The following is a 24,581-nucleotide window of genomic DNA, read 5'->3' as shown; positions in this document are numbered from 1 at the left end:
GACAGCAATGAGCTGACCTGTATCCAGACACAGACTAGCAAGCAGCGACCCGGCTAAAGAATCCATACCATGGTGTTATATGCCGAAGTCGTACCCCTGGCGGTGCAGCAGGATACCCTGCCCTCCAGTTTCCCTGTCATTCGGCTGCCATCCCACCTATACCATGGTCCCATATCGACTTAAGGACCATATCTCATCACCCCCATAACCTACTATAAAACACTGATAAACAACAAAACGCCAAAAATGAATTCATCAGGACTAATTACCTGATACCAAAGTAGAGGATTTATTTTTTCAATGCATTGACCAGCATTACCCAGGCACTACTGTCGGGCCATATAAAGAAGGCTTTCACGCTCTGTCGACTGGATAACGAGAGAACCAAGCGCGCAACCTCTCGAGTGTTTGCTGGCTTTTCGGACAAGAATTCTCGATACAAACCAGCAGCGCACCGGGCGACAGGAGAGCCAAGATTTGTGGCTCACACAACAAAACGGGGAGCAACACAATGGATGAGAAAAAAAGCAATGCCGAAGCCTACTGGGCAGCCAACCTGCGGCTGATAGCCGGCTGTCTCGTCGTCTGGGCCCTGGTGTCCTACGGCGCCGCCATTCTACTCAGGCCCTTGCTTTCGGGCATCGCCATCGGCGGTACCGACCTGGGCTTCTGGTTCGCCCAGCAGGGCTCCATACTGACCTTCATCGGCATCATCTTCTTCTATGCATGGAAGATGAATCGTCTGGACAAACAGTTCGGGCTCGAGGAGTAACGCCATGAGTCAATTTGCCATCAACATCCTCTTCGTGGGCGCCTCCTTTGCCCTCTACATCGGCATTGCCATCTGGGCCAAGGTCGGTTCGACGAAGGACTTCTACGTCGCCGGCGGCGGTGTTCACCCCATCACCAACGGCATGGCCATTGGTGCCGACTGGATGTCCGCCGCGTCCTTCATCTCCATGGCCGGCCTTATCGCGGCCGGTGGTTATGCCAACTCGACCTTCCTGATGGGCTGGACCGGCGGCTATGTGCTGCTGGCCACCCTGCTGGCGCCCTACCTGCGCAAGTTCGGCAAGTTCACGGTGCCGGAGTTCATCGGCGACCGCTTCTACAGCAAACCGGCCCGCATGGTGGCCGTGGTCTGTCTGATCGTGGCTTCCGTGACCTATGTCATCGGCCAGATGGCCGGCGCCGGCGTGGCCTTCTCGCGCTTTCTCGAAGTGGAAGCCACCACCGGGCTGCTGATCGCCGCCGTGGTGATCTTCTTCTACTCGGTGCTGGGTGGCATGAAGGGCATCACCTATACCCAGGTGGCGCAGTACATCGTGCTGATCATCGCCTACACCATTCCGGCCATCTTCATTTCGCTGGAGCTGACCGACAATCCCATTCCACCGCTGGGCCTGTTCTCCGAGCACAGCGAGTCCGGCGTACCACTGCTCGCCAAGCTCAATGAAGTCGTGACTGCCCTGGGCTTCAATGAGTACACCGCCGACGTGGACAACAAGCTCAACATGGTGTTGTTCACCCTCTCGCTGATGATCGGCACGGCCGGCCTGCCCCACGTCATCATCCGCTTCTTCACCGTGCCCAAGGTGGCGGACGCACGCTGGTCGGCCGGCTGGGCGCTGGTGTTCATCGCCCTGCTCTACCTGACCGCACCGGCCGTGGCCTCCATGGCACGCCTCAACATTGCCACCACGGTCTATCCGGACATGGCCGGCCAGGTCGAGAGCATGGAGGAAGCGACGGCCAATCCGATCCTCTATGCGGACCGGCCGGAGTGGATTCGCACCTGGGAGGAAACCGGCCTTATCCAGTACGAGGACAAGAACAACGACGACCGTATCCAGCTCTACAACGATTCCGAATCCTTCGCTTCCACCGCCGAACAGCGTGGCTGGGAAGGCAACGAGCTGACCGTCAACAACGACATCCTGGTACTGGCCAACCCCGAAATCGCCAATTTGCCGGGCTGGGTCATCGGCCTGATCGCCGCCGGTGGTCTCGCCGCCGCCCTGTCGACGGCCGCCGGTCTGTTGCTGGCCATCTCCTCGGCCATCAGCCATGACCTGATCAAGGGGGCCATCAACCCGCGCATCAGCGAGAAGGGCGAATTAATGGCGGCCCGGATATCGATGTCGGTGGCCATCATCGTCGCGACCTATCTCGGGGCCAACCCGCCCGGGTTCGCTGCCCAGGTGGTGGCACTGGCTTTCGGTATCGCGGCGGCATCGCTGTTCCCGGCGCTGATGATGGGGATCTTCTCCAAGCGGGTGAACAACACAGGGGCAATCAGCGGCATGCTGAGTGGCCTGATCTTCACCCTGGTGTACATCTTCATCTACAAGGGCTGGTTCTTCATTCCAGGCACCAATAATCTGGCGGACACGCCGGAGAACTGGGTGCTGGGCATTTCGCCGCTGTCCATCGGGGCCGTTGGCGCCATCATCAACTTCGCGGTGGCCTTCAGCGTGTCGCGGATGACACCCGAACCGCCACAGGAGATCCAGGACCTGGTCGAAAGCGTTCGTTACCCGAAAGGCGCTGGCGCCGCCAGCAACCACTGAGTCATAATCCCACCACAACGGCGCCACGCGTGGCGCCGACCGTCACCTTGCATCGGGCTTCCTTCGGGAAGCCCGATCAGCGTCAGGAAGCTCCACATGATTTGGCACTTGATCGCCGCTGTCTTCGCCGGCCTGGGCGCCGCGGGCATTGGACTGCTGTTGCGTTCGTTGAGCGGCAAGCGTCTGCCACGCTGGATCATTCCGGTGTGTGCGGGCCTCGGCATGCTCGGCTATCAGATCCAGCACGAATACGGCTGGTACGAACACACGCGACAGCAACTTCCCGAGTCGGTGCGGGTCATATCCACCAGCCAGGATGCCGCCTTGTGGCGCCCCTGGACCTACCTGCTGCCAATGACCACGTCCTTCACGGTGGTGGACCAGGATGACCTCGGCCTCAGCCAGGCTGACGGGCAAACCCTCGCCCAGTTCCGGCTGTATCGCTTCACGTCGGGTCCCGGCCAGTCGGTAGTGCACCAGGCATACCTGCTGAACTGTGACAAGCGTGAACTGGTGCCGCTCGGCAAGCAGGATCAACGCCCGCAGATCGACGAGCGCCGTCGCCTGGGGGCCGAGGATCCGCTGTATCGGCATGTCTGCCGCGGGGAATCCGGCAGTCCCCAGCCCTGACAAGACGCGCGCCCTGGCTGGCGGTGCCGGAATGCCGTCAGCGCCTGGTGTCCCTGTTACACCGGGAAGCTGGATAGCCTCATGGCCTGCTAGAATGGCGCCACTATCCTAGGGAGGCGCACATGTTCGCTGGCTGGCTACTGATCCTCGTTTCTCTGCTGTATGTTGCCGTGCTCTTCGCCATCGCCTGGCGCGGTGACCGCATGGCCAAGGAGCGCGGGGCAACGAGCCGACGTCCGATCATCTACAGCCTGGCGCTGGCCATCTACTGCACGTCCTGGACCTTTCACGGTGCCGTGGGTCAGGCCGCGACCTCCGGCTGGTCCTTCGCCAGCATCTTCGTCGGCCCGATCCTCACCTTTCTGCTGTTCTGGCCGGTCCTGGCGAAAATGATTCGCGTCGCCAAGCATCAGAACGTGACCTCGATCGCCGATTTCATCGCCTCACGTTACGGCAAGACCCAGTCACTCGCCGCCTTCGCCAGCCTGGTGGCGCTGATCGGTACCCTTCCGTATATCGTGCTGCAGTTGAAGGCGGTCTCGACCTCCTTCAGCATGCTCACCGATGCCTCGGATATCACCCGTGGCCCGCTGTTCGGCGACACGGCCTTCTATGTCGCCCTGGTCATGGCCGCCTTCGCCATTCTCTTCGGTACCCGTCACACCGATGCCACCGAGCACCACGAAGGCCTGATTCATGCGGTCGCCTTCGAATCACTGGTCAAGCTGGTGGCCTTCCTGACCCTGGGGGCCTACGTCACCTGGGGCATGTTCGATGGCCTGGGCGACCTGCTGGCCTTCGCCGACATCCAGCTCGAGCTGCAGCGCCAGCTCGCCCAGCAGGACTTCGGTCAGGGCTTCTGGGCGCAGACCCTGCTGGCCATGCTCGCCATCCTCTGCCTGCCGCGGCAATTCCATGTCGCCGTGGTGGAGAACACCCACAAGGACGATGCGTCCAAGGCGCGTTGGCTGTTCCCGCTCTACCTGGTGGCCTTCGGCTTCTTTGTGCTGCCCCTCGCCGCCGCCGGCCTGACGATCTTCGCCGACGGCAGCGTCGACCCGGACAGCTTCGTGCTGGCCCTGCCCATGGCGGCGGGTAGCGAGTGGCTGACCCTGCTGACCTTCATCGGCGGTTTCTCGGCGTCCACCGGTATGGTCATCGTCGCCGCGGTGGCGGTCTCGATCATGATCTCCAACGAGATCGTCATTCCGGCCCTGTTTCGGCTGCGCTGGTTCGACACCAAGGCCCGCGACTACGGCCGCCTGGTGCTGCGCGCACGGCGCATCACCATCGGCGCGATCCTGGCCATGGCCTACGGCGTCTATCAATTGCTCGGCGACTTCAGCTCGCTGGCCGCCATCGGCATGCTGTCGTTCGCCGCCGCTGCCCAGTTCGCCCCGGCCCTGATCGGGGGCCTCTACTGGAAGCGCGGCAATCGCCTGGGCGTGATCGTGGGCATGAACGCCGGCTTCGCCATCTGGGCCTACAGCCTGCTGATGCCGGACCTGATCGCCGCCGGCGTCCTGCCCCAGGCCTGGCTGCAGGGCGGGCCGTTGAATGTCGGCTGGCTATCGCCCACGGCGCTGTTCGGGCTCAACGTGGGAGACGACTTCACCCATGGCGTGATGCTCTCGCTGGGCGTCAACCTGGTGTCCTACATCTTCGTTTCGCAGATGACCCCGCAGCGGGTGGTCGAGCGCATTCAGGCATCATTGTTCGTCGACAGCGTCGAGACGCGTCAGACCTCGGTCAATCGCCCCTGGACCGGCGCCACCACGGTGGGCGACCTCAAGGTCCTGTGCGAGCGTTTCCTCGGCGCCGATCAGGTCGGCCGCGCCTTCGATGACTATGCGCGCCGCATCGGCAAGCCGCTGGACGACAATACTCGCGCCTCCATCGACGTCATTCAGTTCACCGAGCGCTTCCTGGCCTCGGTGCTGGGCGCCTCCTCGGCGCGCATCGTCGTCAACTCGGCCCTGCAGGGGCGCGGCATCGGCATCTCGGATGTCATCTCCATCGTCGACGAGGCCTCTCAGGTACTGGAATTCAATCGCGCCCTGCTCCAGGCGACCATCGAGAACATCAACCAGGGCATCGGCGTGATCGACCAGAACATGCGCCTGGTGGTATGGAACCAGCGCTATCTGGAACTGTTCCGCTTTCCCGACCACCTGATCCGGGTGGGCGCACCCATTGATCGCATCTTCCTGTACAACGCTCACAACGGCGAATATGGCCCCGGAGACCCCGAGGAGCACGTCAAGCTGCTGCTCGACAACATTCGCGAAGGCCAGCCTCATCGCTATGTGCGCTATCGCCAGGACGGCAGTGTGCTCGAAGTTCAGGGCAACCCCATGCCCGGTGGCGGCTTCGTCTACACCTATCAGGACATCACCCAGCAGAAACGCACCGAAGAGGCCCTGATCCGCTCGGAAAACAACATCCGCATCTATACCGACAATGTGCCGGCCCTGATCGCCTACTTCGACAAGGACTGCCGCTACCTCTTCACCAACCGCGCCTATGAGCAGGCCTTCCAGATCGACCGCAACGAGGTCATCGGCCACCCCCTGCACAGCGTGATTCCCGAGCCGATGGCACGGGAGAGGGCCCCATGGATCGAGCGCGCCCTGGAGGGCGAGCGTGTCAACTTCGAGGTCTCGTTGCAGCTGCCCGAAGGCCTGCGTTACATGCTGGTGACCTATACCCCGCACTTCGGCGACAGCGGCGCCATCCTCGGCTTCTTCGCGCTCTACCAGGATATTACCGAGCGCCGCCGGGCCGAGATCGCGCTCCAGGAAACCAACGAGACCCTCGAGGAACGAGTCCGCGAACGTACCCAGGCGCTGTCCGAGGCCAACGCCGCCCTGCGTCAGGAAAACCGGGTGCGCGCCGAGGCCGAACAGGCCCTGCGCCAGGCCAAGCAGGTGGCCGAGGATGCCAACGCCTCCAAGACCCGCTTCCTGGCCGCCGCCAGCCATGACCTGCTGCAGCCACTGAATGCGGCACGCCTGTTCACCTCGGCGCTGACCCAGGATATGGACGCCGATGACATGAAACGCACCATCGGCCACATCGACAACTCCCTGCAAGCAGCGGAAGAGCTGCTGGGCACCCTGCTCGATATCTCCAAGCTCGACGCCGGCGCCCTCACGCCCCGGCGCAATCACTTCGCCCTGGCGGATATCCTCCGCCCGCTGCGCGCCGAATTCGACGTCATGGCCGAAGAGCGCGGCCTCGACCTGGTGGTCGTGGCCAGTCGCGCCTGGGTCGACAGCGATCCCCAGATGCTCAGGCGCATCGTGCAGAACTTCCTTTCCAATGCCCTGCGCTATACCCAGGAAGGCCGCGTCCTGCTGGGCTGCCGGCGTCACGGCGAGCGGCTCAGCATCGAGGTCTGGGACACCGGGCCAGGCATCCCCGAGGCCAAGCAGGCCGAGATCTTCCAGGAGTTCCGCCGACTCGATCAGGCCTCTCGTCACAAGGAAAACGAGAAAGGACTCGGACTGGGCCTTTCCATCGCCGAACGCATGTGCCGGGTCCTGGAGCACCCCATCAATGTGCGCTCCACGGAGGACGTCGGCACCATGTTCAGCATCAGCGTGCCGATGGTCGAAGCCCGCGCCCAGGAGCACCTTGAGGAACACAAGCCCCGCCGCGCCGGCAACAAGCTGGCCGGCACGCGTATCGTCTGCATCGACAATGAGTCCATGACGCTGGAAGGCATGAAAGCCATGCTCACGGGTTGGGGCTGTGAAGTCTTCACCGCCACCTCGATCGGCGGCGCCAAGTCGGTACTGCGGCACCTGGACAGCGACCCCGATGCCATCCTGGCGGACTACCACCTGGACAATGAAGTCACCGGCCTGATGGCCATGGAGGCACTGGGCGAACGGCTGGACGGCAATGTGCCGGGAATCGTGATCACCGCCGACCGTACCGAGGAAGTCGCCGAAACCGTCAAGCGCGCCGGCTACCACCTGCTGCTGAAACCGCTGCGCCCCGCCGCCCTGCGCGCCCTGCTGACACGGACCCTGCAGGCCAGCCGAGCAGCCGGTCGATAGGGACCATGCGGGGCAATGCTCGCTCGTCCCGCGCCCCTTCGCGATAGACTGCGACAATCGACAAATCGCGAAATGGCTATTGGTCAACGTAGCGACCATGAGTTAACTTACCGACTATGTATTAACCATGGTTAACGGATTCAGTCATGCTGTCCACCATTTCCAACGATGCGATTCGCGACAAGGCCTCTGCAACGCTGAACGGTCGTCGTCGGCGCTGGGGCTGGACCCCCTTCTTCGGTCCGGCACTAATCGCCGCCGTGGCATACATCGACCCGGGCAACTTCGCCACCAACATCGAGGCTGGCTCACGCTATGGCTACACCCTCTTGTGGGTGGTCCTCGGTGCCAACCTGATGGCGATGCTGATCCAGACCCTGTCGGCACGCCTGGGCCTGGCCACCGGCCGCAATCTGGCCGAGGTCATCCGCGACCGCTACCCACGTCCGTTGGTGTGGTGTTACTGGGTCCAGGCCGAGATCGTCGCCATTGCCACCGATCTGGCCGAATTTCTCGGCGCGGCCCTGGCCTTCAACCTACTCTTCGGCCTCTCGCTGATGGAAGGCGCACTGCTCACGGGAGTGATCACCTACCTGGCTCTGCTGCTGCATCGCCAGGGGTTCCGACTGATGGAGATCATCATCGGTGCCATGATCATGGCGATCGCCAGTGGCTTCCTGCTGGAAGTGCTGCTCGGCACGCCCGACCCCGCCCCATTGCTCAAGGGCCTGCTGATCCCGAGCTTTCCGGATGGCTATTCCCTCTACCTGGCCGCCGGCATTCTCGGCGCCACCGTGATGCCCCACGTCATCTACCTGCATTCGGCGCTTTCCCAGAACCGTATCCAGACCAACGACGAAGGACAGCGCAAGCGCCTGATGCGCTACTATCGGATCGATGTCATCGTCGGTATGGCGATCGCCGGCCTGGTCAATCTGTGCATGCTGGCCATGGCGGCGGCGGTCTTCCATGCTCAGGGACGGCTCGATATCGCCACCATCAGCGACAGCTACCAACTGCTGTCGCCGATGATGGGCCAGCAGGCCGCCAGCCACATTTTCGGCCTAGCCCTGCTGCTGGCCGGTCTGTCGTCTTCGATCGTCGGCACCCTGTCGGGGCAGGTGATCATGCAGGGCTTCGTCAACGTCACCATTCCCCTCTGGGCACGTCGGCTGATCACCATGCTGCCGGCACTGGTGGTCATCATGCTGGGCATATCCGAGCAGAAGGCTCTGGTCGCCAGCCAGGTCATTCTCAGTTTCGGCATACCTTTTGCCCTGATCCCTCTGTTATGCTTTACCGCTGATCGCCGACTCATGGGCAGCCTGGTCAACCGCCGATCGATCACCGCCCTCGGTGGGATCATCTGCACATTGATCATTGCCCTCAACGGTTATGTGCTGTTCTTCACCCTGATGGGTCACTGACAGGCCGCGAATGCAACCTTTGTCCAAGCATGAATACTTCCGGCGCGTTCGACAGGATCACCAGACGGAGCTGGTCGAGGACTACGTCGAAGAAATCGCTCACCTGCACGCCCGGCACGGCGAGGCTCGCGCCAGCGATCTCGCCGAATGCTTCGGCGTCAGCACTGCCGCGGTCTCCAAGGTGATCGCGCGGCTCAAGCGCGATGGCCTGGTCGTCGCCCGCCCCTATCGAGGCATCTTCCTGACGCCACTCGGTGATGACATGGCCGGGCGAGTCGCCAAGCGCCACACCGTAGTACTGGATGTGCTGCGCAAGCTCGGCGTGCCCGAGGAGATCGCCCGGGCCGATTCGGAAGGCATCGAGCACCACTGCAGCGAAGCAACCGTGGCAGCCATGCGCCATTTCCTCGGCGAGAGCTGACAGCCTCCTGCCATGGGTCCATGGCAGCCAGCCTGCTCCCATCAAGACCTGCTGCTTCCTCCTTCGAGAGATTCCCGCCCATGCTCGACCTGCGCTTTACGCCACGTGACCCGCATGAACCCAAGCGGGGTGCCACTCCACTGGAGCTCTTGTTCGACCTGGCCAGCGTGGTCGCCATCGGCATGGCCGCACAGGGGCTGGTCGAAGGCATCTTGGCCGGACGCACCACGGCGGGTCTGATCAACTACCTGTGCAGTTTCTTCATGATCTGGTGGGCATGGATGAACTACACCTGGTTTGCCTCGGCCTATGACGATCAATCCCCGGCCTTTCGCCTATTGACCATGATGACCATGTTCGGCGCACTGATCCTGGCAGCCGGTATCAATGCGGTCTTCGACCGAACGCCGATTCTGCTGGTCCTTGCGGGCTTTTCCGTCATGCGTCTGGCCATGGTCTTGCTCTGGATCGGAGCCAGTCGAGGCGATCCAGAACGACGAACGACTGCCCGGCGCTATGCCATGGGCATCATCCTGATGCAGGGTTATTGGCTCGTGACCATGACGGCGGTCATGCCCTCGGCCGCCCTCTTCCTGCCACTCTTCCTGGTGGGCGTCGCCGGCGAACTGTCCGTTCCGGCACTGGCCGAACGCCACGCCGCCACAACGTGGCATCGCGGGCATATCGTCTCGCGCTACGGACGCTTGACCCTGATCGTGCTGGGGCAATGCTTCGCGTCGATCGTGCTGACGATCCAACTGGCGTCTGAACCATCTCTGCTCGACGCCGGCAGACTCTGGCACGCCTTGCTTCTCGCCGTTATCGCCTGCTCGATATGGGGCCTCTATTTCACCGACGATCCCCAGCTCGACAATAGTGGCTACGGTCGAGCACTGCTCTGGGGATATGGCCACTTCTTCATCTTCAGCACCATCGCCGCGGCCGGTGCCAGCATGCGACTGATGATCACGAACTCGGGAACGGCTTCACTCGGCAACGAGGTGCTGAGCCTGGCGCTGGCCTTGCTGGCGGCGACCCTGTGGGTGATTCGGGATCGATACTGCCTGCAGGGTGGAGCACGCTGGTGGCTGCCCTGCCTGGCGCTTGTCCTGCTGCTGCTCGGGCTCGCGACACCGGCCCCGCTGGAGGCAGTGGCGCTGGTACTCGTCAGCGGCACGCTGCTGAGACGCCGAGCCACACCGCACGGCACGCCCTGCTGATACGCAGCCTGAAGGCGAGTCGAGCAGCGCGAAGAAGGAAGAAGGAAGAAGGAAGAAGATAGTCTGAGCCCGGCGCCTTGCCATCAAGGGGGTTCTGGCCTCTTCAAGCGGCGTCAGCCGCGTACTTCCCTCTTCTGCCTTCTGCAACGTCGGCCTGGCCGGCGCTCAGGACTCCTCCACCTTCGGCGGTTCAACTTCGAGCTTCTGGGCGGCGATGACCGCCTGGGTGCGGGAGTGTACGCCAAGCTTGCGCAGAATGGCGGTGACGTGGGCCTTGATGGTGGCCTCGGAGACATTGAGCTCATAGGCGATCTGCTTGTTGAGCAGCCCTTCGGTCAACATGTTCAGCACACGGAACTGCTGCGGGGTCAGCGAGGCGATGGCCTCGGCAAAACGGGCATCCTCTTCATCGGACTCTCCGAGGGCCTCGGCCATGTCCTCCGGCAACCAGACTTCTCCATCCAGGATCTCGCCGACGGCCTCGGCGATCAGCGTCAGCGAGGCCGACTTGGGGATGAAGCCGGAAGCTCCGTAGTCGATGGAACGGCGCACCACATGCAGCTCATCGCTGCCGGACACCACAGCCACCGGGATGTCCGGCGTCTGGCCGCGCAGTTGAATCAGCCCCGAGAACCCATGTGCCCCCGGCATGTGCAGATCCAGCAGGACCAGATCGGCGTCCGGGTGTCGGGTGACCACCTCGGTAGTAGCCTCCATGGTATCGGCCTCGACGATCTCGGCCTGTGGCGCCAGCTGACGCAACGCCTGGGTCAGGGCCGCACGGAAGAGCGGATGATCATCGGCAACGATGAATTTCTGGGCAAAGGCCATGGTTCTCCTCCGGTTCCGGATGCAACGGGCAAGGGCAGCCCTGCCGCCTGCTGGATGCTTGTCGTTTACAGCATGTTACCCCATGGCCGAGGCAATGCCCAAGCACTCCACCCGTATTGTCGACACCTCGCGTTCAGGTCGTAAAAAAGCCGACCCGCGGGCCGGCTTTCTGCGCGTCGAGACGCTCGCTCATCAACGGTTGGCGCGATGCTCGATCAGGTCCTCGACCACCGACGGATCGGCCAGGGTACTGGTGTCGCCCAGGCCGTCACACTCGTTCGCGGCAATCTTGCGCAGGATACGACGCATGATCTTGCCGGAACGGGTCTTCGGCAGACTCGGCGCCCACTGGATGATGTCCGGCGAGGCAATCGGCCCGATGTCCTTGCGCACCCACTGGGTCAGTTCCTTCTTGAGCTCGTCGGACGGCTCGATCTCGTCATTCAGGGTGACATAGATGTAGATGCCCTGCCCCTTGATGTCATGCGGAAAGCCGACCACGGCGGCTTCGGCCACGGCCTCGTGGGCCACCAGCGAGGACTCGATCTCGGCGGTGCCCATGCGGTGGCCGGAGACATTCAGCACATCGTCGACGCGGCCGGTGATCCAGTAGTAACCGTCTTCATCGCGACGGCAGCCGTCCCCGGTGAAGTACATGTTCTCGTAGGTGGAGAAGTAGGTCTGCACGAAGCGCTCGTGGTTGTTCCAGATCGAGCGCGCCTGGCCCGGCCAGGAGTCCAGGATCACCAAATTGCCGTCCGTGGCGCCTTCCAGGCGGTTGCCCTCATTGTCGACCAGCGCCGGCTGGACGCCGAAGAACGGCAGGGTCGCCGAGCCCGGCTTGAGGTCGGTGGCGCCGGGCAGCGGGGCGATCATGATGCCGCCGGTCTCGGTCTGCCACCAGGTATCGACGATGGGGCAGCGCTCCTTGCCGATCACGCGGTAGTACCATTCCCAGGCTTCGGGATTGATGGGCTCACCGACCGTGCCCAGCAGGCGCAGGCTATCCCGCGAGCTGGAGTCCATGACGTCATCACCATGTGCCATGAGGGCCCGCACGGCGGTCGGCGCGGTATACAGGATGTTGACCCGGTGCTTGTCGACGATCTCGCCCATGCGCCCATTGGTCGGGTAGCTCGGCACGCCCTCGAACATCAGGGTCGTGGCGCCGTTGGCCAGCGGGCCATAGACGATATAGCTGTGCCCCGTCACCCAGCCGACATCGGCCGTGCACCAGTAGACCTCGCCTTCCTGATAGTCGAAGACGTACTGGTGGGTCATGGCGGCTTGCAGCAGGTAACCGCCGGTAGTGTGCTTGAGCCCCTTGGGTGCCCCGGTCGAGCCGGAGGTATAGAGGATGAACAGCGGGTCCTCGGCACCGACTTCCTCGGCCGGGCAGTCCGTGGACTGCTGGTCGACCAGCTCGTGGAACCAGACGTCGCGACCTTCCTTCCAGTCGATCTGTCCGCCGGTGCGCTGGACGACCAGCACCTTCTCGGCGACGTCGGTACCGTCACGGGTCAGGGCCGCGTCGACGTTGTCCTTGAGCGGTACCTGCTTGCCGCCGCGCACGGATTCGTCGGCGGTGATCACCACCCTGGAGGCGGCGTCCTGGACTCGCTGCGCCAGGGCATCCGGCGAGAAGCCGCCGAAGACCACCGAGTGGATGGCGCCGATACGTGCACAGGCCAGCATGGCCATCGCCGCCTCGGGCACCATCGGCATGTACAGCGTGACGGTGTCGCCCTTGCCGACCCCCAGCGACTTGAGCGCATTGGCCAGCTGGCAGGTCCGTTCATGCACCTCGCGATAGGTCAGCGTCTTGGACTGGCCGGGATCATCGCCTTCCCAGATGATCGCCGGCTGGTCGCCGCGCTTGTCGAGATGGCGATCCAGGCAGTTGACACTGGCATTCAGCTTGCCGTCCTCGAACCAGCGGATATCCACGTTGTTCGAGGCAAAGGAGGTGTTCTTGATGGTGGCAGGCTGGGTGGACCAGTCGAGGCGCTCGGCCTGCTCCGCCCAGAAGCCCTCCGGATCATCCACGGAGCGCTGATACATGGCCTGGTAGGTTGCCTTGTCTGCCCAGGCATTGGCGGCGATGCCATCACGAACGGGGTAGATGTGCTGCTGATCGCTCATCAAAGTGCCTCTATCCTCGGGATGATCCCTTCAGGTGGATGAAGCCGGGCGAGGCCATCAGGGTCTCGACCGACGCCATGAAATCTGTCTGTCAGCATACCCTTCTGCCCGCCGGGCTTCCCCTTAGACATTGGTATGAGCACTTTTCTCATTCATAACAACATCTTAGAAAAGTCTCAGCAAGATTCGCGGCACCCCGTGTAGACCAGGGGCTGACGGCAGCGACGGCACACATATTGCCGACCCTTGCGCGCCAGGCCGTGCCGCCGGGCCGTGAAGCCATGCTCCCGGCACTGGCAGCGATACTGATAGGGCGCCGGACTGGCGCGCCGGGTGTCGAAGTCATGGGTCGCCTGCGGGGTCAGGCCGAACAGCTCGCGCATTACGGTACGCCATTCGTGACCGTGCGGCGCCACCCCCTGCCCATCCGACAGATGGTGTACCAGCCAGTGCGCCATTTCGTGCGGCACGACCTCGACCATGAAGGCATGCCGATTGTCGTCGAAGAGCACGGGATTGAAGCGCAGGCCGCCCCGCCCGAAGTGCGTCTGCCCGGCTCCCTTGCCGCGCAGGTCCAGCCAGACCCTCGGCCGCGGCAGGCTCGGATGCACGTCACGACACAGGCGCCAGGCGGCTGCGACCCGCTCATGCAGGGCATCCTGGCTGGCACCGCGGTCGAGCGAAGCGAGCCATTGGCGATCGGGGTCAGGCAACACGGGAGGCGTCATAGGGTGCTAGAATGACGCCACGCCAAGGCAGCGTAAAGCCCACTTATTCAGAGCCTCATGCCCATGTCCGACACTGAAAGCCCCGCCCCCCAGCCACTCCTCGATGACGACGCCCTCGACCGGCTCGATGACTTCCTCGAGTCGGACAGGGTCGAGGCCGACGCTCTGGACCTGATCAGCGCCCATGGCTTTCTGGTCGCCCTGGCGATCGCCCCACGCGATGTCCAGGCCGCCACCTGGGTGCCGGAGCTGTTTCACGGCGAGCCGGGTTTTGCCGATGACAGCGAGCGCGACGACATCCTGGCGCTGCTGGAACAGCTTCGCCATAACGCCATCCAGGTGCTCGAGGGTGGCGGCCTCCCGGAGCTACCCTTCGACCTGGAGCTCGGTGGCACTCCGCCCGAGGAGACCCCGATCGGCGACTGGTGCGCCGGCTTCATGGAAGGCGTCTTCCTGGATGAGAGTGCCTGGTTTGCCGACGACGAGGAAGCCGCGGCCCAGCTGCTGCTCCCCTTCATGCTGCTGTCCGGGCTGTTCGCCGACGAACCCGACATGGCCGAGCTGGCCAACGACACTCAGCGCCTGGAAAAACTGGTAGGGCAGCTCCCCGAGCTGGTGCTCGACCTCTACCTGCACTACCGGGTGCCGCCGGAAACGCCTAAGCCCAAGCCGCGTCGCAAGGGCCCGCCCGGCCGTGCCAGGAAGCGCTAGACGCGTCCCCCGGCTGACCCACCACCCGGACATCCGGCCTTCCCGTAGACCCGAGAGTGCAAGCATGGCCGACCCTCGCCGCTTCAAACCATTTCGCGCGACCCTGCGCCGCTTCATGGAAGCCTGGACGCAGGTGCGGATCCAGGAACCCGCGGCCGAGGCGCTGGGCATCGACCCCGAGCGACCCACCATCTATGTGCTGCCCCGCTCCTCGCTCTCCGACGGCCTGCTGCTGGAAAGCCTGACGGCAGGTGCCGACCTGCCCGATGCCGCCACCACGCACCTGCTGGGCGACAGGCAGCTACCGGCCCAGCTGGCACTGCCGACCACCCGGCGTCGCCTGTTGCGTCGACGCCGCGGCGCCGCCTCACCCTTCCAGGCGGCCATCGAGGCCTGCCGGCAAAGTGGACAGGACATTCAGCTGGTGCCGGTCAGCATCTTCTGGGGACGCGCCCCCGGCAAGCGCTTCGGGGTCTGGCAATTGCTGGCCGCCGACAGCTGGCGCCTGACCGGACGCCTGCGCCGGCTGCTGGCGGTGCTGGTCAACGGCCGCGACCTGGAAGTGCATTTCGGCGCGCCCTTGAGTATCGCCGAGCTCGACGATGGGCGTGCCCCGGCCCTGACCGACCGCAAGGCCGCCCGCCTGCTGCGGGTGCACTTCCGCCGCATGCGCACGCGAGTACTGGGGCCGGACCTGTCTCACCGCCGCACCCTGATCGAGGGTGTAGCCCGCAGCGAGCCAGTGCGTCGCGCCATCCACCAGGATGCCGAATCGGCCCGCCACGCGGCTCGCCTGTCGCGCCGCGCCAGGCGCTACGGCCGCGAGATCGCCGCCAGCATGAGCTACCCTGTGCTGCGCTTTCTGGACGGCCTGCTGCGTCGCCTCTGGAACCACCTCTACGACGGTGTCGATGCCCGCGGCCTGGAGCGCGTCAAGGCGCTGGCCGGCGAGCACACCCTGGTCTATGTGCCCTGCCACCGCAGTCACATCGACTACCTGCTGCTGTCCTATGTGCTCTATGACCAGGGGCTCATGCCGCCGCATATCGCCGCCGGGCGCAACCTCGACATGCCGGTGATCGGGCCGCTGTTGCGGCGCGGCGGCGCCTTCTTCATGCGCCGCAGTTTCCGAGGGCAGGTGCTGTATTCGGCGGTCTTCAAGGAATACCTGCACCGTCTGCTCAACCGGGGACACCCGCTGGAGTACTTCATCGAAGGCGGCCGCTCGCGCAGCGGTCGCATGCTGCCGCCACGCCCCGGCATGCTCTCCATGACCGTCGACTCCTTCCTGAGCAGCCAGCAGGAAGACGGCCAGTCGCTGCTGTTCGTGCCGGTGTATATCGGCTACGAACGCATCCTCGAGGAGGCCAGTTATCAGCGCGAGCTGGCCGGTGGACGCAAGCGCAAGGAATCCCCGCTGGCCCTCCTGCGCGTCCTGCGACGCCTGCGTGAACCGCATGGCCGCGTGGCCCTGAACATCGGCGAGCCACTGGCTCTGGATGAGTTTCTGGACGGCGAGCAGCCCGACTGGCGTCAGGTGGCGGCGACCGGCGAGCGCCCCGCCTGGCAACGCGCGGCCGTGACGCGGCTCGGCGAGACGCTGACCCGACGCATCAACGCCGCCGCCACGCTGAACCCGGTCAACCTGGTGGCCCTGGCCCTGCTGGCCACCCCTCATCGCGCCATCGAGACGCCGCTGCTGGAGCGCCAGCTGGCCCTGCTGGCCAGCCTGAGCCGGGCCGACGCTCTCCCGCCGGGGGAGCCGGCCGACTGGATCGACCGGGTGCGCCAGCTGGGCATGCTCAATGCCTGTCGCGACGCCCTCGGTGACCTGGTCACCGCCGAACCCGCCCAGGCCACCCTGCTCGGCTGGTACCGCAACAATGTGCTGCACCTCTTCGCCCTGAGCGGACTGACCGCCTTCGCCTTCCGCCACCAGACCCGCCATACGCTGGACGACCTCGAGGCGTTGCTGGCCCCCAGTTGGCCGGTGCTGGCCCGCGAGTTCGCCATCGAATCGCCGCCACGCCTGCGCGAGTCGCTCGCCGAGGTGCTCGAGCGGCTGACAGCGCTGGAACTGCTGGAAGTCGACGGCGCCGGCTGGCGGCGTACCCGATCCCTGGCCGGCGAGGAGCAGCTGCGCATGCTGGGTCGCCTGATGCAGCCCTCGATGGAGCGCGGCTACCTGCTGCTGTCGGTGCTGCTCAGCGAGGCATCCGGCCACTTCACCCATGACGGGCTCACCTCGCGCACCCGACAGCTGGCCGAGCGCCTGGCGCGCCTGACCGGGCGCGACTCGCCGGAATTCTTCGACCGGCAACTCTTTGCCGGCCTGGTCGCGAACCTGGAACGGGAGACCTGGCTCAGCACGGATGACACGGGGCACCTGCATCATGATGAGCGCCTCCACCGGGCGGCCCGGCAGGTCCAGACGCTGTTCGACCCGGCGCTGCGTCACCGCCTGCAGCGGATCCGGCATCAGGCGGAGGCGTGACCGCGCTCAGGGCGCCGTCAGCGAACGATGCACATAGAGGTCATAACGGCTGGTCTTGCCTTCCAGCACATGACGCGGCGCCGGGCCCTCGATGGGCGGCGCCTTGCGCGGCCGCTTGACCACCACCCGGTGAGTCGCCACCTCCAGGGCCGCTTCCAGCAAACGCGGGGCATCGGCATCGTCACCGGCGAGTTCGCGAAACAGCCGCATCTCCTTCTTGACCAGGGCCGACTTGGCGCGATGGGGGAACATCGGATCGAGATGAATGACCTGCGGTGACACCCCACCCTGCTGTACCAGCGCGGCCAGGTCGCGACCGGAATCGCCGTGCACCAGCTGCATGCGAGCGGCGATACCGGCGGCATCAGGGTCCGCGGCGGCTCGCTGGAGGCCATCATCGAGCAGGGCGGCAATCGCCGCCACGCGTTCGACGAGCAGCACCTCGGCCCCCAGTGACGCCAGCACGAAGGCATCGCGCCCCAGGCCGGCGGTGGCATCCACCACCGAGGGCGTGATGCCCTTGCCGAGACCACAGGCCCGGGCGATCAACTGGCCACGACCGCCACCGAAGCGGCGTCGATGGGCCGCCCGGCCCGTCACGAAATCCACCGCCAGCGGGTTGCCGAACGTCCCCGGTTCCCCCGCCAGTACCAGGCGACCGTCCTGATGGCGCAGGACCAGGGGAGCCCCCACGGCATCGGCCTGCAGGGGCAGCCCCCAGCGCTCGGCCAGGTACTGCGACGACTCGACTGCCACGCCTCCCCTGTCGCTCATGGCTGCTTGCGCCAGGCCACCTGGTCGCGCAGATACACCGGTTGCACCTCATGGGCGTCGCGCCCTTCACCGGCGGCGAAGGCATCGGCGGCGAGCAGCACCATGTCCTCGGCGGCCACCTCGACATCAGGCAGCGAGAGACTCATGGCGACCTGAGTCCGGGCCGGCATGTCGGCCTGCAGCGTCCAGCCGGAGCCCACGCCCACCCAGTCGTGATCGTCATGGCCGGGCGGCAGGTACAACTGCACCGGCGGCAGCACGGCTTCGTCGCTCAGGGCCTCGACCCGCCCCCCGGAGCAGCGCCAGCAGGCGGCATAGACCTCACCCATGCGCGCATCCAGCGCGGTGACCAGATGGCGGTAGTGATGACGACGATGCGCCCCCAGCGCCAGCGCCTGGAGGGTCGAGATGCCCAGCAGCGGGCGCTCGAGGCCGAACGCCAGGCCCTGGGCGGCACCCGCGGCAATGCGCAACCCGGTGAAGGAGCCGGGGCCGCGCCCATAGGCGACGGCGTCGAGGTCGGACGGCGAGAGGCCGGCCTCGCCGAGCACCTCGTCGACCATCGGCAGGAGTCGCTGGGTGTGGGTGCGCGGCGTGAGGGCGAAGCGAGTCACCCATTCATCCGTTCGTCCTTCCTGACGGCGCAGCAAGGCAGCGGAGCAGGCACTCGAGGAGGCATCCAGGGCCAGCAGGATCGGCATAGCAGCAGTCATGGCAGTTGAGTGGAACGCCCATTATACGCACCGCCCCCAGCATAACGAAGGCCCGCCGAAGCGGGCCCCTGCATCACACGCGACAGCGGTGTCGCTCAGCCTTCCAGGGCGGCGATGACCTGAGCGGTGATGTCGTCGACACTGCCGACGCCTTCGACACGATGGTAGCGCGGCGCCTGACTCGGCTCCTGGCTGGCCCAGCCTTGATAATACTCGACCAGCGGTGCGGTCTGATCGTGATAGACGGACAGACGATTGCGTACCGTGGCTTCGCTGTCATCATCGCGCTGGATCAGCGGCTCGCCGGTCACATCGTCCTTGCCGGCTTCCTGCGGCGGGTTCAGGTCGACGTGATACACCCGGCCGGAATCCGGATGCACCCGACGGCCGGCCAGACGGTTGACGATTTCCTCGTCCGGCACGGCGATCTCGAGGACATGGTCGATCTTCACGCCCGCATCCTTCATGGCGTCGGCCTGCGGGATGGTGCGCGGGAAGCCGTCGAACAGGAAGCCATTGGCACAATCCGGCTGCTGGATGCGCTCCTTGACCAGGGAAATGATCAGGTCATCGGAGACCAGCCCGCCGGTCTCCATGATTTCCTTGACCTGGAGTCCCAGCTCGCTGCCTTCCTTGACGGCGGCGCGCAGCATGTCACCAGTGGAGATCTGCGGGATGCCGAAACGCTCGCAGATGAACTGGGCCTGAGTGCCCTTGCCGGCGCCGGGCGCGCCCAAGAGGATCAAACGCATGTCATGATTCCTTGAAAAGAGGTGAATGTCACAAATGAAAAATCGGGGACCCTGAACCATACCCGCGCGCCTGACGTGAAACAAGCCGGCCGCCGGGGTGATCCCGGGGTGTCGCGAAAAGCCCAGCATGAGCAGGAAGTTAACGGTCTAGCACTTTCGTCTGCCGCCCCCAAAAAAGATGACGGCGCCCTGCGGCGCCGTCATGCGGTTCGTGGCCTGTTGCTGCTCCTGGCCCTAGAGCAGCAGGCGACGAATATCCGTCAGCGCCTGGCCGAGGAAGGCCGTGAAGCGCGCCGCGTCGGCGCCATTGACCGCGCGATGGTCATAGGACAGCGACAGCGGCATCATCAGCCGCGGCTGGAAGGTCTGGCCATCCCACACCGGCTTGGTCTGGGACTTGGACACCCCGAGGATGGCCACTTCCGGCGCGTTGACGATCGGCGTGAAGGCCGTGCCACCAATCGAGCCCAGGCTCGAGATGGTGAAGCAGCCGCCGGTCATCTCGTCACGCTTGAGCTTCTTGGACTGGGCCTTGCCGGCCAGCTCGATGGATTCCTTGGCCAGCTCGATCAGCGACTTCTGGTCGGCATCACGAATCACCGGCACCATCAGGCCATCCGGCGTGTCCACGGCGATGCCGATGTGCACATACTTCTTGTGCACCACGGTCTCGCCATCGCTCTTGATGCTGACGTTGAACTGCGGGAACTTGCGCAGCGCGAAGGCACAGGCCTTGATCAGGAAAGGCAGCGGCGTGAGCTTGGCCCCCTGGGCCTCGGCTTCCGCCTTCATGGACTTGCGGAAGTCTTCCAGCTCGGTGATGTCGGCTTCGTCGAACTGGGTGACATGCGGCAGGTTCACCCAGCTGCGATGCAGATTGGTGGCGCCCATCTTCATCAGGCGGCCCATCGGCTTCTCTTCGACCTCGCCGAACTGGCTGAAGTCGACATCCGGCACCGGCGGGATACCCGATCCGCCCTCGGCGGCTGCCGGGCTGGCCGGTTTGCTGGCCTGATTGGCGATGGCCTGCTTGACGTAGGCCTGAACGTCTTCCTTGAGCACTCGTTCCTTGGGACCGGACGGCTTGACCAGTCCCAGGTCGACGCCCAGCTCACGCGCCAGCAGGCGCACCGCCGGCCCGGCATGCACCAGCTTGCCGTCACGCGGCTTGTGAGCCGCCATTTCGGCCTCGGGGCTGGGGCGGCCGCCGGATGATGCCGGCTGAGCTTGCTGGCTGCTCGATGCCTCGGACTTGGCGGCGCTCTTGTCAGCAGACCCGCTGGACGCTGCCGGCTTGTCGGCCTTGGCGGCCGCCGGCTTGCTGCCTGCGGTCTCGATGAAGCCGATCACATCGCCTTCGGAGACGGTGTCGCCTTCCTTGACCTTGAGTTCGACCAGTTTGCCCGTATAGGGGCTCGGTACATCCATGGAGGCCTTGTCGGACTCCAGGGTGATCAGCGGGTCTTCTTCACTGACTTCGTCCCCTTCCGACACGCCCATCTCGATGATCGGCACATCGCTGGAGCCGCCCAGATCCGGCACGCGCACTTCCTTGCGCTCCGGCTCGCCGGCACCGCCTTCATCCGCGGACTCCTCGGCCGCCGGGGCCTCGGCTGGCGCTTCACTGGATGCCTCGGCGGCATCATCACCACTCGCGGCCTCGTCCCCGCCTTCACCGGCGACTTCCATGCGGCCGATCACGTCGCCCTCGGAGACGGTATCGCCCTCCTTGACGGTCAGACTGACCAGCTTGCCGGCATGCGGGCTGGGAATGTCCATGCTGGCCTTGTCGGACTCCAGGGTGATCAGGGTGTCCTCGGCCTCGAGGCTGTCGCCTTCGCTGGCCGACACCTCGATGATCTCGACATCGGCGGCACCACCCAGATCCGGCACCGTGATATCCACCGTGCGCGAGCCACCGGACCCGGCCGCTGGCTTCTCGGGGGCCTCGGACGGCGCCTCATCCTCATCGGCGCCGGAGGCATCGGCATCGGCATCGGCCTCGGCCGCGGCTGGTTCTGGCTCGGCATCGCCGCCGCCTTCCACTTCCAGCTCGACGATATCGTCCCCTTCGGAGACGGTACCGCCTTCCTTGACCAGCACCTTGACGACCTTGCCGCCCTTGGGCGAAGGCACGTCCATGCTGGCCTTGTCGGATTCCAGTGTGATCAGGGTGTCCTCGGCATCGATGACATCACCTTCCGACACCGCGATCTCGATGATTTCGACATCGGTATCGCCACCGATATCAGGCACTTTGATGATTTCGCTACTCAAGGTCGCGCTCCTTCAAACTCTTGACGGGGGCGGGCCCGCAGGCCCGCCATGCCACCGGGTCGGTCGACGATTCACACTTCAAGCGGATTCGGCTTGTTGGGGTCGATACCGTACTTCTCGATAGCCTCGGCCACGACCTTGCGCTCGATTTCGCCACGATCGGCCAGCGCCTTGAGCGCCGCCACGGTGACGAAGTAGCGATTGACTTCGAAGAAGTGACGCAGCTTCTCGCGAGTGTCGGAACGGCCATAACCATCGGTACCCAATACATGATAGTCAGTCGGCACCCAGGCGCGCACCTGATCGGCAAAGAGTTTCATGTAATCGGTGGATGCGATTGCCGGGCCCTGGCGACCTTCCAGGCAGGCCGTCACATGGGGCTTGCCCGGCTCTTCGGCAGGCTTGAGGAAGGCCTGACGATCGACTTCCAGGGCTTCGCGACGCAGCTCATTGAAGCTGGTGACGCTCCAGATGTCGGCCCCGATGCCCCACTCCTCGGCCAGCAGCTCGGCGGCCGCCTCGACCTCGATGAGGATGGTGCCGCAGCCCATCAGTTGGACGCGCCCCTTGTCGCCCTGGGTCTCGCGCAGCAGGTACATGCCCTTAATGATGTCCTCGGTGGGGACTTCCTCGAGCGCCGGCTGCTCGTAGTTCTCGTTCATCACCGTCAGATAGTAGAAGCAGTTTTCCTTGTCGGCGTACATCCGCTTCAGACCATCCTGCACGATCACCGCCACCTCATGGGCATAGGTGGGATCATAACTACGGCAGTTGGGGATCATCGACGCCTGCAGGTGGCTGTGGCCATCCTGGTGCTGCAGGCCCTCGCCATTCAGGGTCGTGCGCCCGGCCGTGCCCCCGATCAGGAAGCCGCGAGCCTGCATGTCGCCGGCGGCCCAGGCCAGATCGCCGATGCGCTGGAAGCCGAACATCGAGTAGTAGATGTAGAACGGCAGCAGCGGCAGGCCATGGTTGCTGTAGGAAGTCGCCGCGGCGATCCAGGAGGACATGGCGCCGGCTTCGGTGATGCCTTCCTCGAGAACCTGACCCGCCTTGTCCTCGCGGTAGAACATCAGCTGGCCCTTGTCGTGGGGCTCGTATTTCTGGCCTTCCGAGGTATAGATTCCCAGCTGACGGAACATGCCCTCCATGCCGAAGGTCCGAGCCTCGTCGGGCACGATGGGCACCACGCGCTTGCCGACCTGCTTGTCCTTGACCAGACCACTTAGGATCCGCACGAAGGCCATGGTCGTGGAGACTTCACGGCCATTGGAGCCCTTCATCTGGGAGGCAAAGGTCTTGTCCTCCAGCGACGGGATCTCGAGGGCTTCAAAATCCGGATTGCGTGCCGGGAGGTAGCCGCCCAGACGTTCGCGCTGGAGATGCATGTACTTCATCTCCGGGCTGTCGTCTTCCGGCTTGTAGTACGGCATCTCGCTTTCGATCTGCTCGTCGGTGACCGGAATGCCGAAGCGATCGCGGAAGTCCTTGAGGACTTCGGGGTCATCGATGGACTTGACCTGGTGCGCTTCGTTGTCGGCCTCGCCTCCGGCGGCCCCCAGGCCATAGCCCTTGACGGTATGCGCCAGGATGACGGTCGGACGACCATTGGCATTGTGGAAGGCCTCATGGTAAGCGGCATAGATCTTGAACGGATCATGGCCACCACGGTTGAGCTTCCAGATGTCCTCGTCGGTCATGTCCTGGACCATTTCGGCGGTCTCGGAATACTTGCCGAAGAAGTGCTCGCGGGTATAAGCGCCGCCGTTGGCCTTGTAGTTCTGGTACTCGCCGTCGACCGCTTCGTCCATGCGCTTCTGCAGGATGCCCTTCTTGTCCTTCTCGAAGAGCGGGTCCCAGAGCCGGCCCCAGACCACCTTGATGACGTTCCAGCCGGCACCACGGAAGACGCCCTCGAGCTCGTCCATGATGCGCGAGTTGCCGCGCACCGGGCCATCGAGGCGCTGCAGGTTGCAGTTGATGACGAAGTTGAGGTTGTCGAGCTTCTCGCGGCTGGCCAGGTGAATCGCGCCCAGCGTTTCCGGCTCGTCACACTCGCCGTCGCCCAGGAAGGCCCAGACCTTGCGATCATGCATCGGCTGCAGACCACGCTGATCCAGGTACTTCATGACGTGGGCCTGGTAGATGGCCATGATCGGCCCCAGCCCCATGGAAACCGTGGGCAGCTGCCAGTAGTCGGGCATCAGCCAGGGGTGCGGATAGGAGGACAGGCCGTCGCCATCGACTTCCTGACGGAACTTGTCCATCTGGTCCTCGGTCAGGCGCCCTTCCAGATAGGAACGTGCGTAGACGCCCGGAGAACTGTGGCCCTGGATGAACACCAGGTCGCCCTGAAAGTCGCCATGAGCGGCACGAAAGAAGTGGTTGAAGCCCACATCATACAGCGTCGCGCTCGACATGAAGCTGGCCAGGTGACCGCCGATTCCCTTGTTGGCCTTGTTGGCCCGGGTGACCATGGCGGCCATGTTCCAGCGCACCAGCGAACGGATACGACGCTCCATGAACATGTCACCCGGCATCGGCGCCTCGCGGTGCACCGGGATGGTGTTGCGATGCGGGGTCGTCACCGAGAAGGGCACTTGCATGCCATCGCGGCGATAGCGATCAGCCAGCCGGGTCATGAGGTACCTGGCGCGGTCCTCACCCTCGCGATCCAGAACCGATTCCAGGGAGTCCAACCACTCCTGGGTTTCGACCGGATCGAGATCTTCTCGTGTCTCAAGACTCATAGACGTCTCTCCGAATGACGGTGGGGCGACAGCCCCGAGCGAGGGGCGTGTGGCGCTGTGTTGGGAGAACGTGGAAG

At 64.4% G+C, this 24,581-nt stretch carries 17 protein-coding genes; 9 read left to right on the top strand and 8 right to left on the bottom strand.

What is annotated here, in order from left to right; genetic code table 11:
• The first annotated feature begins 511 nt into the window (after positions 1 to 511).
• From HHA01_RS01210 to HHA01_RS01180, 7 genes are all read left to right on the top strand, one after another.
• Positions 512 to 772 (top strand): DUF4212 domain-containing protein, encoded by a 261-nt coding sequence (locus HHA01_RS01210; protein WP_141317285.1) that lies wholly within the window; start codon positions 512 to 514, stop codon positions 770 to 772.
• A gap of 4 nt (positions 773 to 776) precedes the next feature.
• Positions 777 to 2,570: a sodium:solute symporter family protein gene (locus HHA01_RS01205; RefSeq protein ID WP_141317284.1), complete on the top strand. Its 1,794-nt coding sequence runs from the start codon at positions 777 to 779 to the stop codon at positions 2,568 to 2,570.
• Between the two features lie 96 nt (positions 2,571 to 2,666).
• Complete coding sequence (locus HHA01_RS01200; RefSeq protein WP_141317283.1) at positions 2,667 to 3,200, top strand: hypothetical protein; 534 nt, start codon at positions 2,667 to 2,669, stop codon at positions 3,198 to 3,200.
• Positions 3,201 to 3,322: 122 nt separating this feature from the next.
• On the top strand, positions 3,323 to 7,264 hold the full coding sequence (locus tag HHA01_RS01195; RefSeq protein ID WP_141317282.1) for a hybrid sensor histidine kinase/response regulator: 3,942 nt from the start codon (positions 3,323 to 3,325) through the stop codon (positions 7,262 to 7,264).
• 146 nt (positions 7,265 to 7,410) lie between these two features.
• Complete coding sequence (locus tag HHA01_RS01190; RefSeq protein WP_141317281.1) at positions 7,411 to 8,691, top strand: Nramp family divalent metal transporter; 1,281 nt, start codon at positions 7,411 to 7,413, stop codon at positions 8,689 to 8,691.
• Between the two features lie 10 nt (positions 8,692 to 8,701).
• Positions 8,702 to 9,112 carry a manganese-binding transcriptional regulator MntR gene (gene mntR / locus HHA01_RS01185; RefSeq protein ID WP_141317280.1) on the top strand — a complete coding sequence of 137 codons (411 nt, stop codon included), beginning with the start codon at positions 8,702 to 8,704 and terminating at the stop codon, positions 9,110 to 9,112.
• An 80-nt stretch (positions 9,113 to 9,192) separates the two neighbouring features.
• Complete coding sequence (locus HHA01_RS01180) at positions 9,193 to 10,332, top strand: low temperature requirement protein A (protein WP_170214812.1); 1,140 nt, start codon at positions 9,193 to 9,195, stop codon at positions 10,330 to 10,332.
• Between the two features lie 165 nt (positions 10,333 to 10,497).
• On the opposite strand, the gene HHA01_RS01175 is transcribed toward HHA01_RS01180, so the two are convergent.
• The 3 genes from HHA01_RS01175 to HHA01_RS01165 all read right to left on the bottom strand — a co-directional run bounded on the left by HHA01_RS01175 (position 10,498) and on the right by HHA01_RS01165 (position 14,033).
• Entirely contained in the window at positions 10,498 to 11,163 is a 666-nt protein-coding gene (locus HHA01_RS01175) for a LuxR C-terminal-related transcriptional regulator (RefSeq protein WP_141317278.1), read from the bottom strand.
• Positions 11,164 to 11,355: 192 nt separating this feature from the next.
• Positions 11,356 to 13,305 carry an acetate--CoA ligase gene (gene acs / locus HHA01_RS01170; RefSeq protein WP_141317277.1) on the bottom strand — a complete coding sequence of 650 codons (1,950 nt, stop codon included), beginning with the start codon at positions 13,303 to 13,305 and terminating at the stop codon, positions 11,356 to 11,358.
• A gap of 176 nt (positions 13,306 to 13,481) precedes the next feature.
• A complete protein-coding gene (locus tag HHA01_RS01165) occupies positions 13,482 to 14,033 on the bottom strand; it encodes a SprT family zinc-dependent metalloprotease (RefSeq protein WP_141317276.1) in 552 nt (183 codons plus the stop codon).
• A 63-nt stretch (positions 14,034 to 14,096) separates the two neighbouring features.
• On the opposite strand from HHA01_RS01165, the gene HHA01_RS01160 reads away from it, so the two are divergent.
• Together HHA01_RS01160 and plsB are read left to right on the top strand one after the other, a co-directional pair.
• Positions 14,097 to 14,744 (top strand): YecA/YgfB family protein, encoded by a 648-nt coding sequence (locus tag HHA01_RS01160; RefSeq protein WP_141317275.1) that lies wholly within the window; start codon positions 14,097 to 14,099, stop codon positions 14,742 to 14,744.
• Positions 14,745 to 14,808: 64 nt separating this feature from the next.
• A complete protein-coding gene (gene plsB, locus HHA01_RS01155) occupies positions 14,809 to 17,238 on the top strand; it encodes a glycerol-3-phosphate 1-O-acyltransferase PlsB (protein ID WP_141317274.1) in 2,430 nt (809 codons plus the stop codon).
• Positions 17,239 to 17,244: 6 nt separating this feature from the next.
• Here the strand turns inward: plsB and HHA01_RS01150 are convergent, their stop codons facing one another.
• From HHA01_RS01150 to aceE, 5 genes are all read right to left on the bottom strand, one after another.
• Positions 17,245 to 18,012: a class I SAM-dependent methyltransferase gene (locus HHA01_RS01150; protein WP_141317273.1), complete on the bottom strand. Its 768-nt coding sequence runs from the start codon at positions 18,010 to 18,012 to the stop codon at positions 17,245 to 17,247.
• Positions 18,009 to 18,713: a tRNA (adenosine(37)-N6)-threonylcarbamoyltransferase complex dimerization subunit type 1 TsaB gene (gene tsaB / locus HHA01_RS01145; protein ID WP_141317272.1), complete on the bottom strand. Its 705-nt coding sequence runs from the start codon at positions 18,711 to 18,713 to the stop codon at positions 18,009 to 18,011. Before tsaB ends, HHA01_RS01150 begins: the two co-directional genes overlap by 4 nt.
• A 107-nt stretch (positions 18,714 to 18,820) precedes the next feature.
• Positions 18,821 to 19,477, bottom strand: coding sequence for an adenylate kinase (gene adk / locus HHA01_RS01140; protein WP_141317271.1), 657 nt, complete (start codon positions 19,475 to 19,477; stop codon positions 18,821 to 18,823).
• Positions 19,478 to 19,711: 234 nt separating this feature from the next.
• Positions 19,712 to 21,754, bottom strand: a complete 2,043-nt coding sequence (gene aceF / locus HHA01_RS01135) for a pyruvate dehydrogenase complex dihydrolipoyllysine-residue acetyltransferase (RefSeq protein ID WP_141317270.1) — start codon at positions 21,752 to 21,754, stop codon at positions 19,712 to 19,714.
• Between the two features lie 71 nt (positions 21,755 to 21,825).
• A complete protein-coding gene (gene aceE / locus HHA01_RS01130; protein ID WP_141317269.1) occupies positions 21,826 to 24,504 on the bottom strand; it encodes a pyruvate dehydrogenase (acetyl-transferring), homodimeric type in 2,679 nt (892 codons plus the stop codon).
• Positions 24,505 to 24,581 lie beyond the last annotated feature (77 nt).

Source organism: Halomonas halmophila (assembly GCF_006540005.1).
GTDB lineage: Bacteria > Pseudomonadota > Gammaproteobacteria > Pseudomonadales > Halomonadaceae > Halomonas > Halomonas halmophila.
The sequence above is the reverse complement of the archived record's forward strand: the minus strand, read 5'-3'. Positions and strand labels throughout refer to the sequence as shown.

Bases quoted from the DNA above. Each gene is read 5' to 3' on its own strand.
- HHA01_RS01210 (WP_141317285.1), top strand. From the start codon at position 512: ATGGATGAGAAAAAAAGCAATGCCGAAGCCTACTGGGCAGCCAACCTG.
- HHA01_RS01205 (WP_141317284.1), top strand. From the start codon at position 777: ATGAGTCAATTTGCCATCAACATCCTCTTCGTGGGCGCCTCCTTTGCC.
- HHA01_RS01200 (WP_141317283.1), top strand. From the start codon at position 2,667: ATGATTTGGCACTTGATCGCCGCTGTCTTCGCCGGCCTGGGCGCCGCG.
- HHA01_RS01195 (WP_141317282.1), top strand. From the start codon at position 3,323: ATGTTCGCTGGCTGGCTACTGATCCTCGTTTCTCTGCTGTATGTTGCC.
- HHA01_RS01190 (WP_141317281.1), top strand. From the start codon at position 7,411: ATGCTGTCCACCATTTCCAACGATGCGATTCGCGACAAGGCCTCTGCA.
- mntR (WP_141317280.1), top strand. From the start codon at position 8,702: ATGCAACCTTTGTCCAAGCATGAATACTTCCGGCGCGTTCGACAGGAT.
- HHA01_RS01180 (WP_170214812.1), top strand. From the start codon at position 9,193: ATGCTCGACCTGCGCTTTACGCCACGTGACCCGCATGAACCCAAGCGG.
- HHA01_RS01175 (WP_141317278.1), bottom strand. From the start codon at position 11,163: ATGGCCTTTGCCCAGAAATTCATCGTTGCCGATGATCATCCGCTCTTC.
- acs (WP_141317277.1), bottom strand. From the start codon at position 13,305: ATGAGCGATCAGCAGCACATCTACCCCGTTCGTGATGGCATCGCCGCC.
- HHA01_RS01165 (WP_141317276.1), bottom strand. From the start codon at position 14,033: ATGACGCCTCCCGTGTTGCCTGACCCCGATCGCCAATGGCTCGCTTCG.
- HHA01_RS01160 (WP_141317275.1), top strand. From the start codon at position 14,097: ATGTCCGACACTGAAAGCCCCGCCCCCCAGCCACTCCTCGATGACGAC.
- plsB (WP_141317274.1), top strand. From the start codon at position 14,809: ATGGCCGACCCTCGCCGCTTCAAACCATTTCGCGCGACCCTGCGCCGC.
- HHA01_RS01150 (WP_141317273.1), bottom strand. From the start codon at position 18,012: ATGAGCGACAGGGGAGGCGTGGCAGTCGAGTCGTCGCAGTACCTGGCC.
- tsaB (WP_141317272.1), bottom strand. From the start codon at position 18,713: ATGCCGATCCTGCTGGCCCTGGATGCCTCCTCGAGTGCCTGCTCCGCT.
- adk (WP_141317271.1), bottom strand. From the start codon at position 19,477: ATGCGTTTGATCCTCTTGGGCGCGCCCGGCGCCGGCAAGGGCACTCAG.
- aceE (WP_141317269.1), bottom strand. From the start codon at position 24,504: ATGAGTCTTGAGACACGAGAAGATCTCGATCCGGTCGAAACCCAGGAG.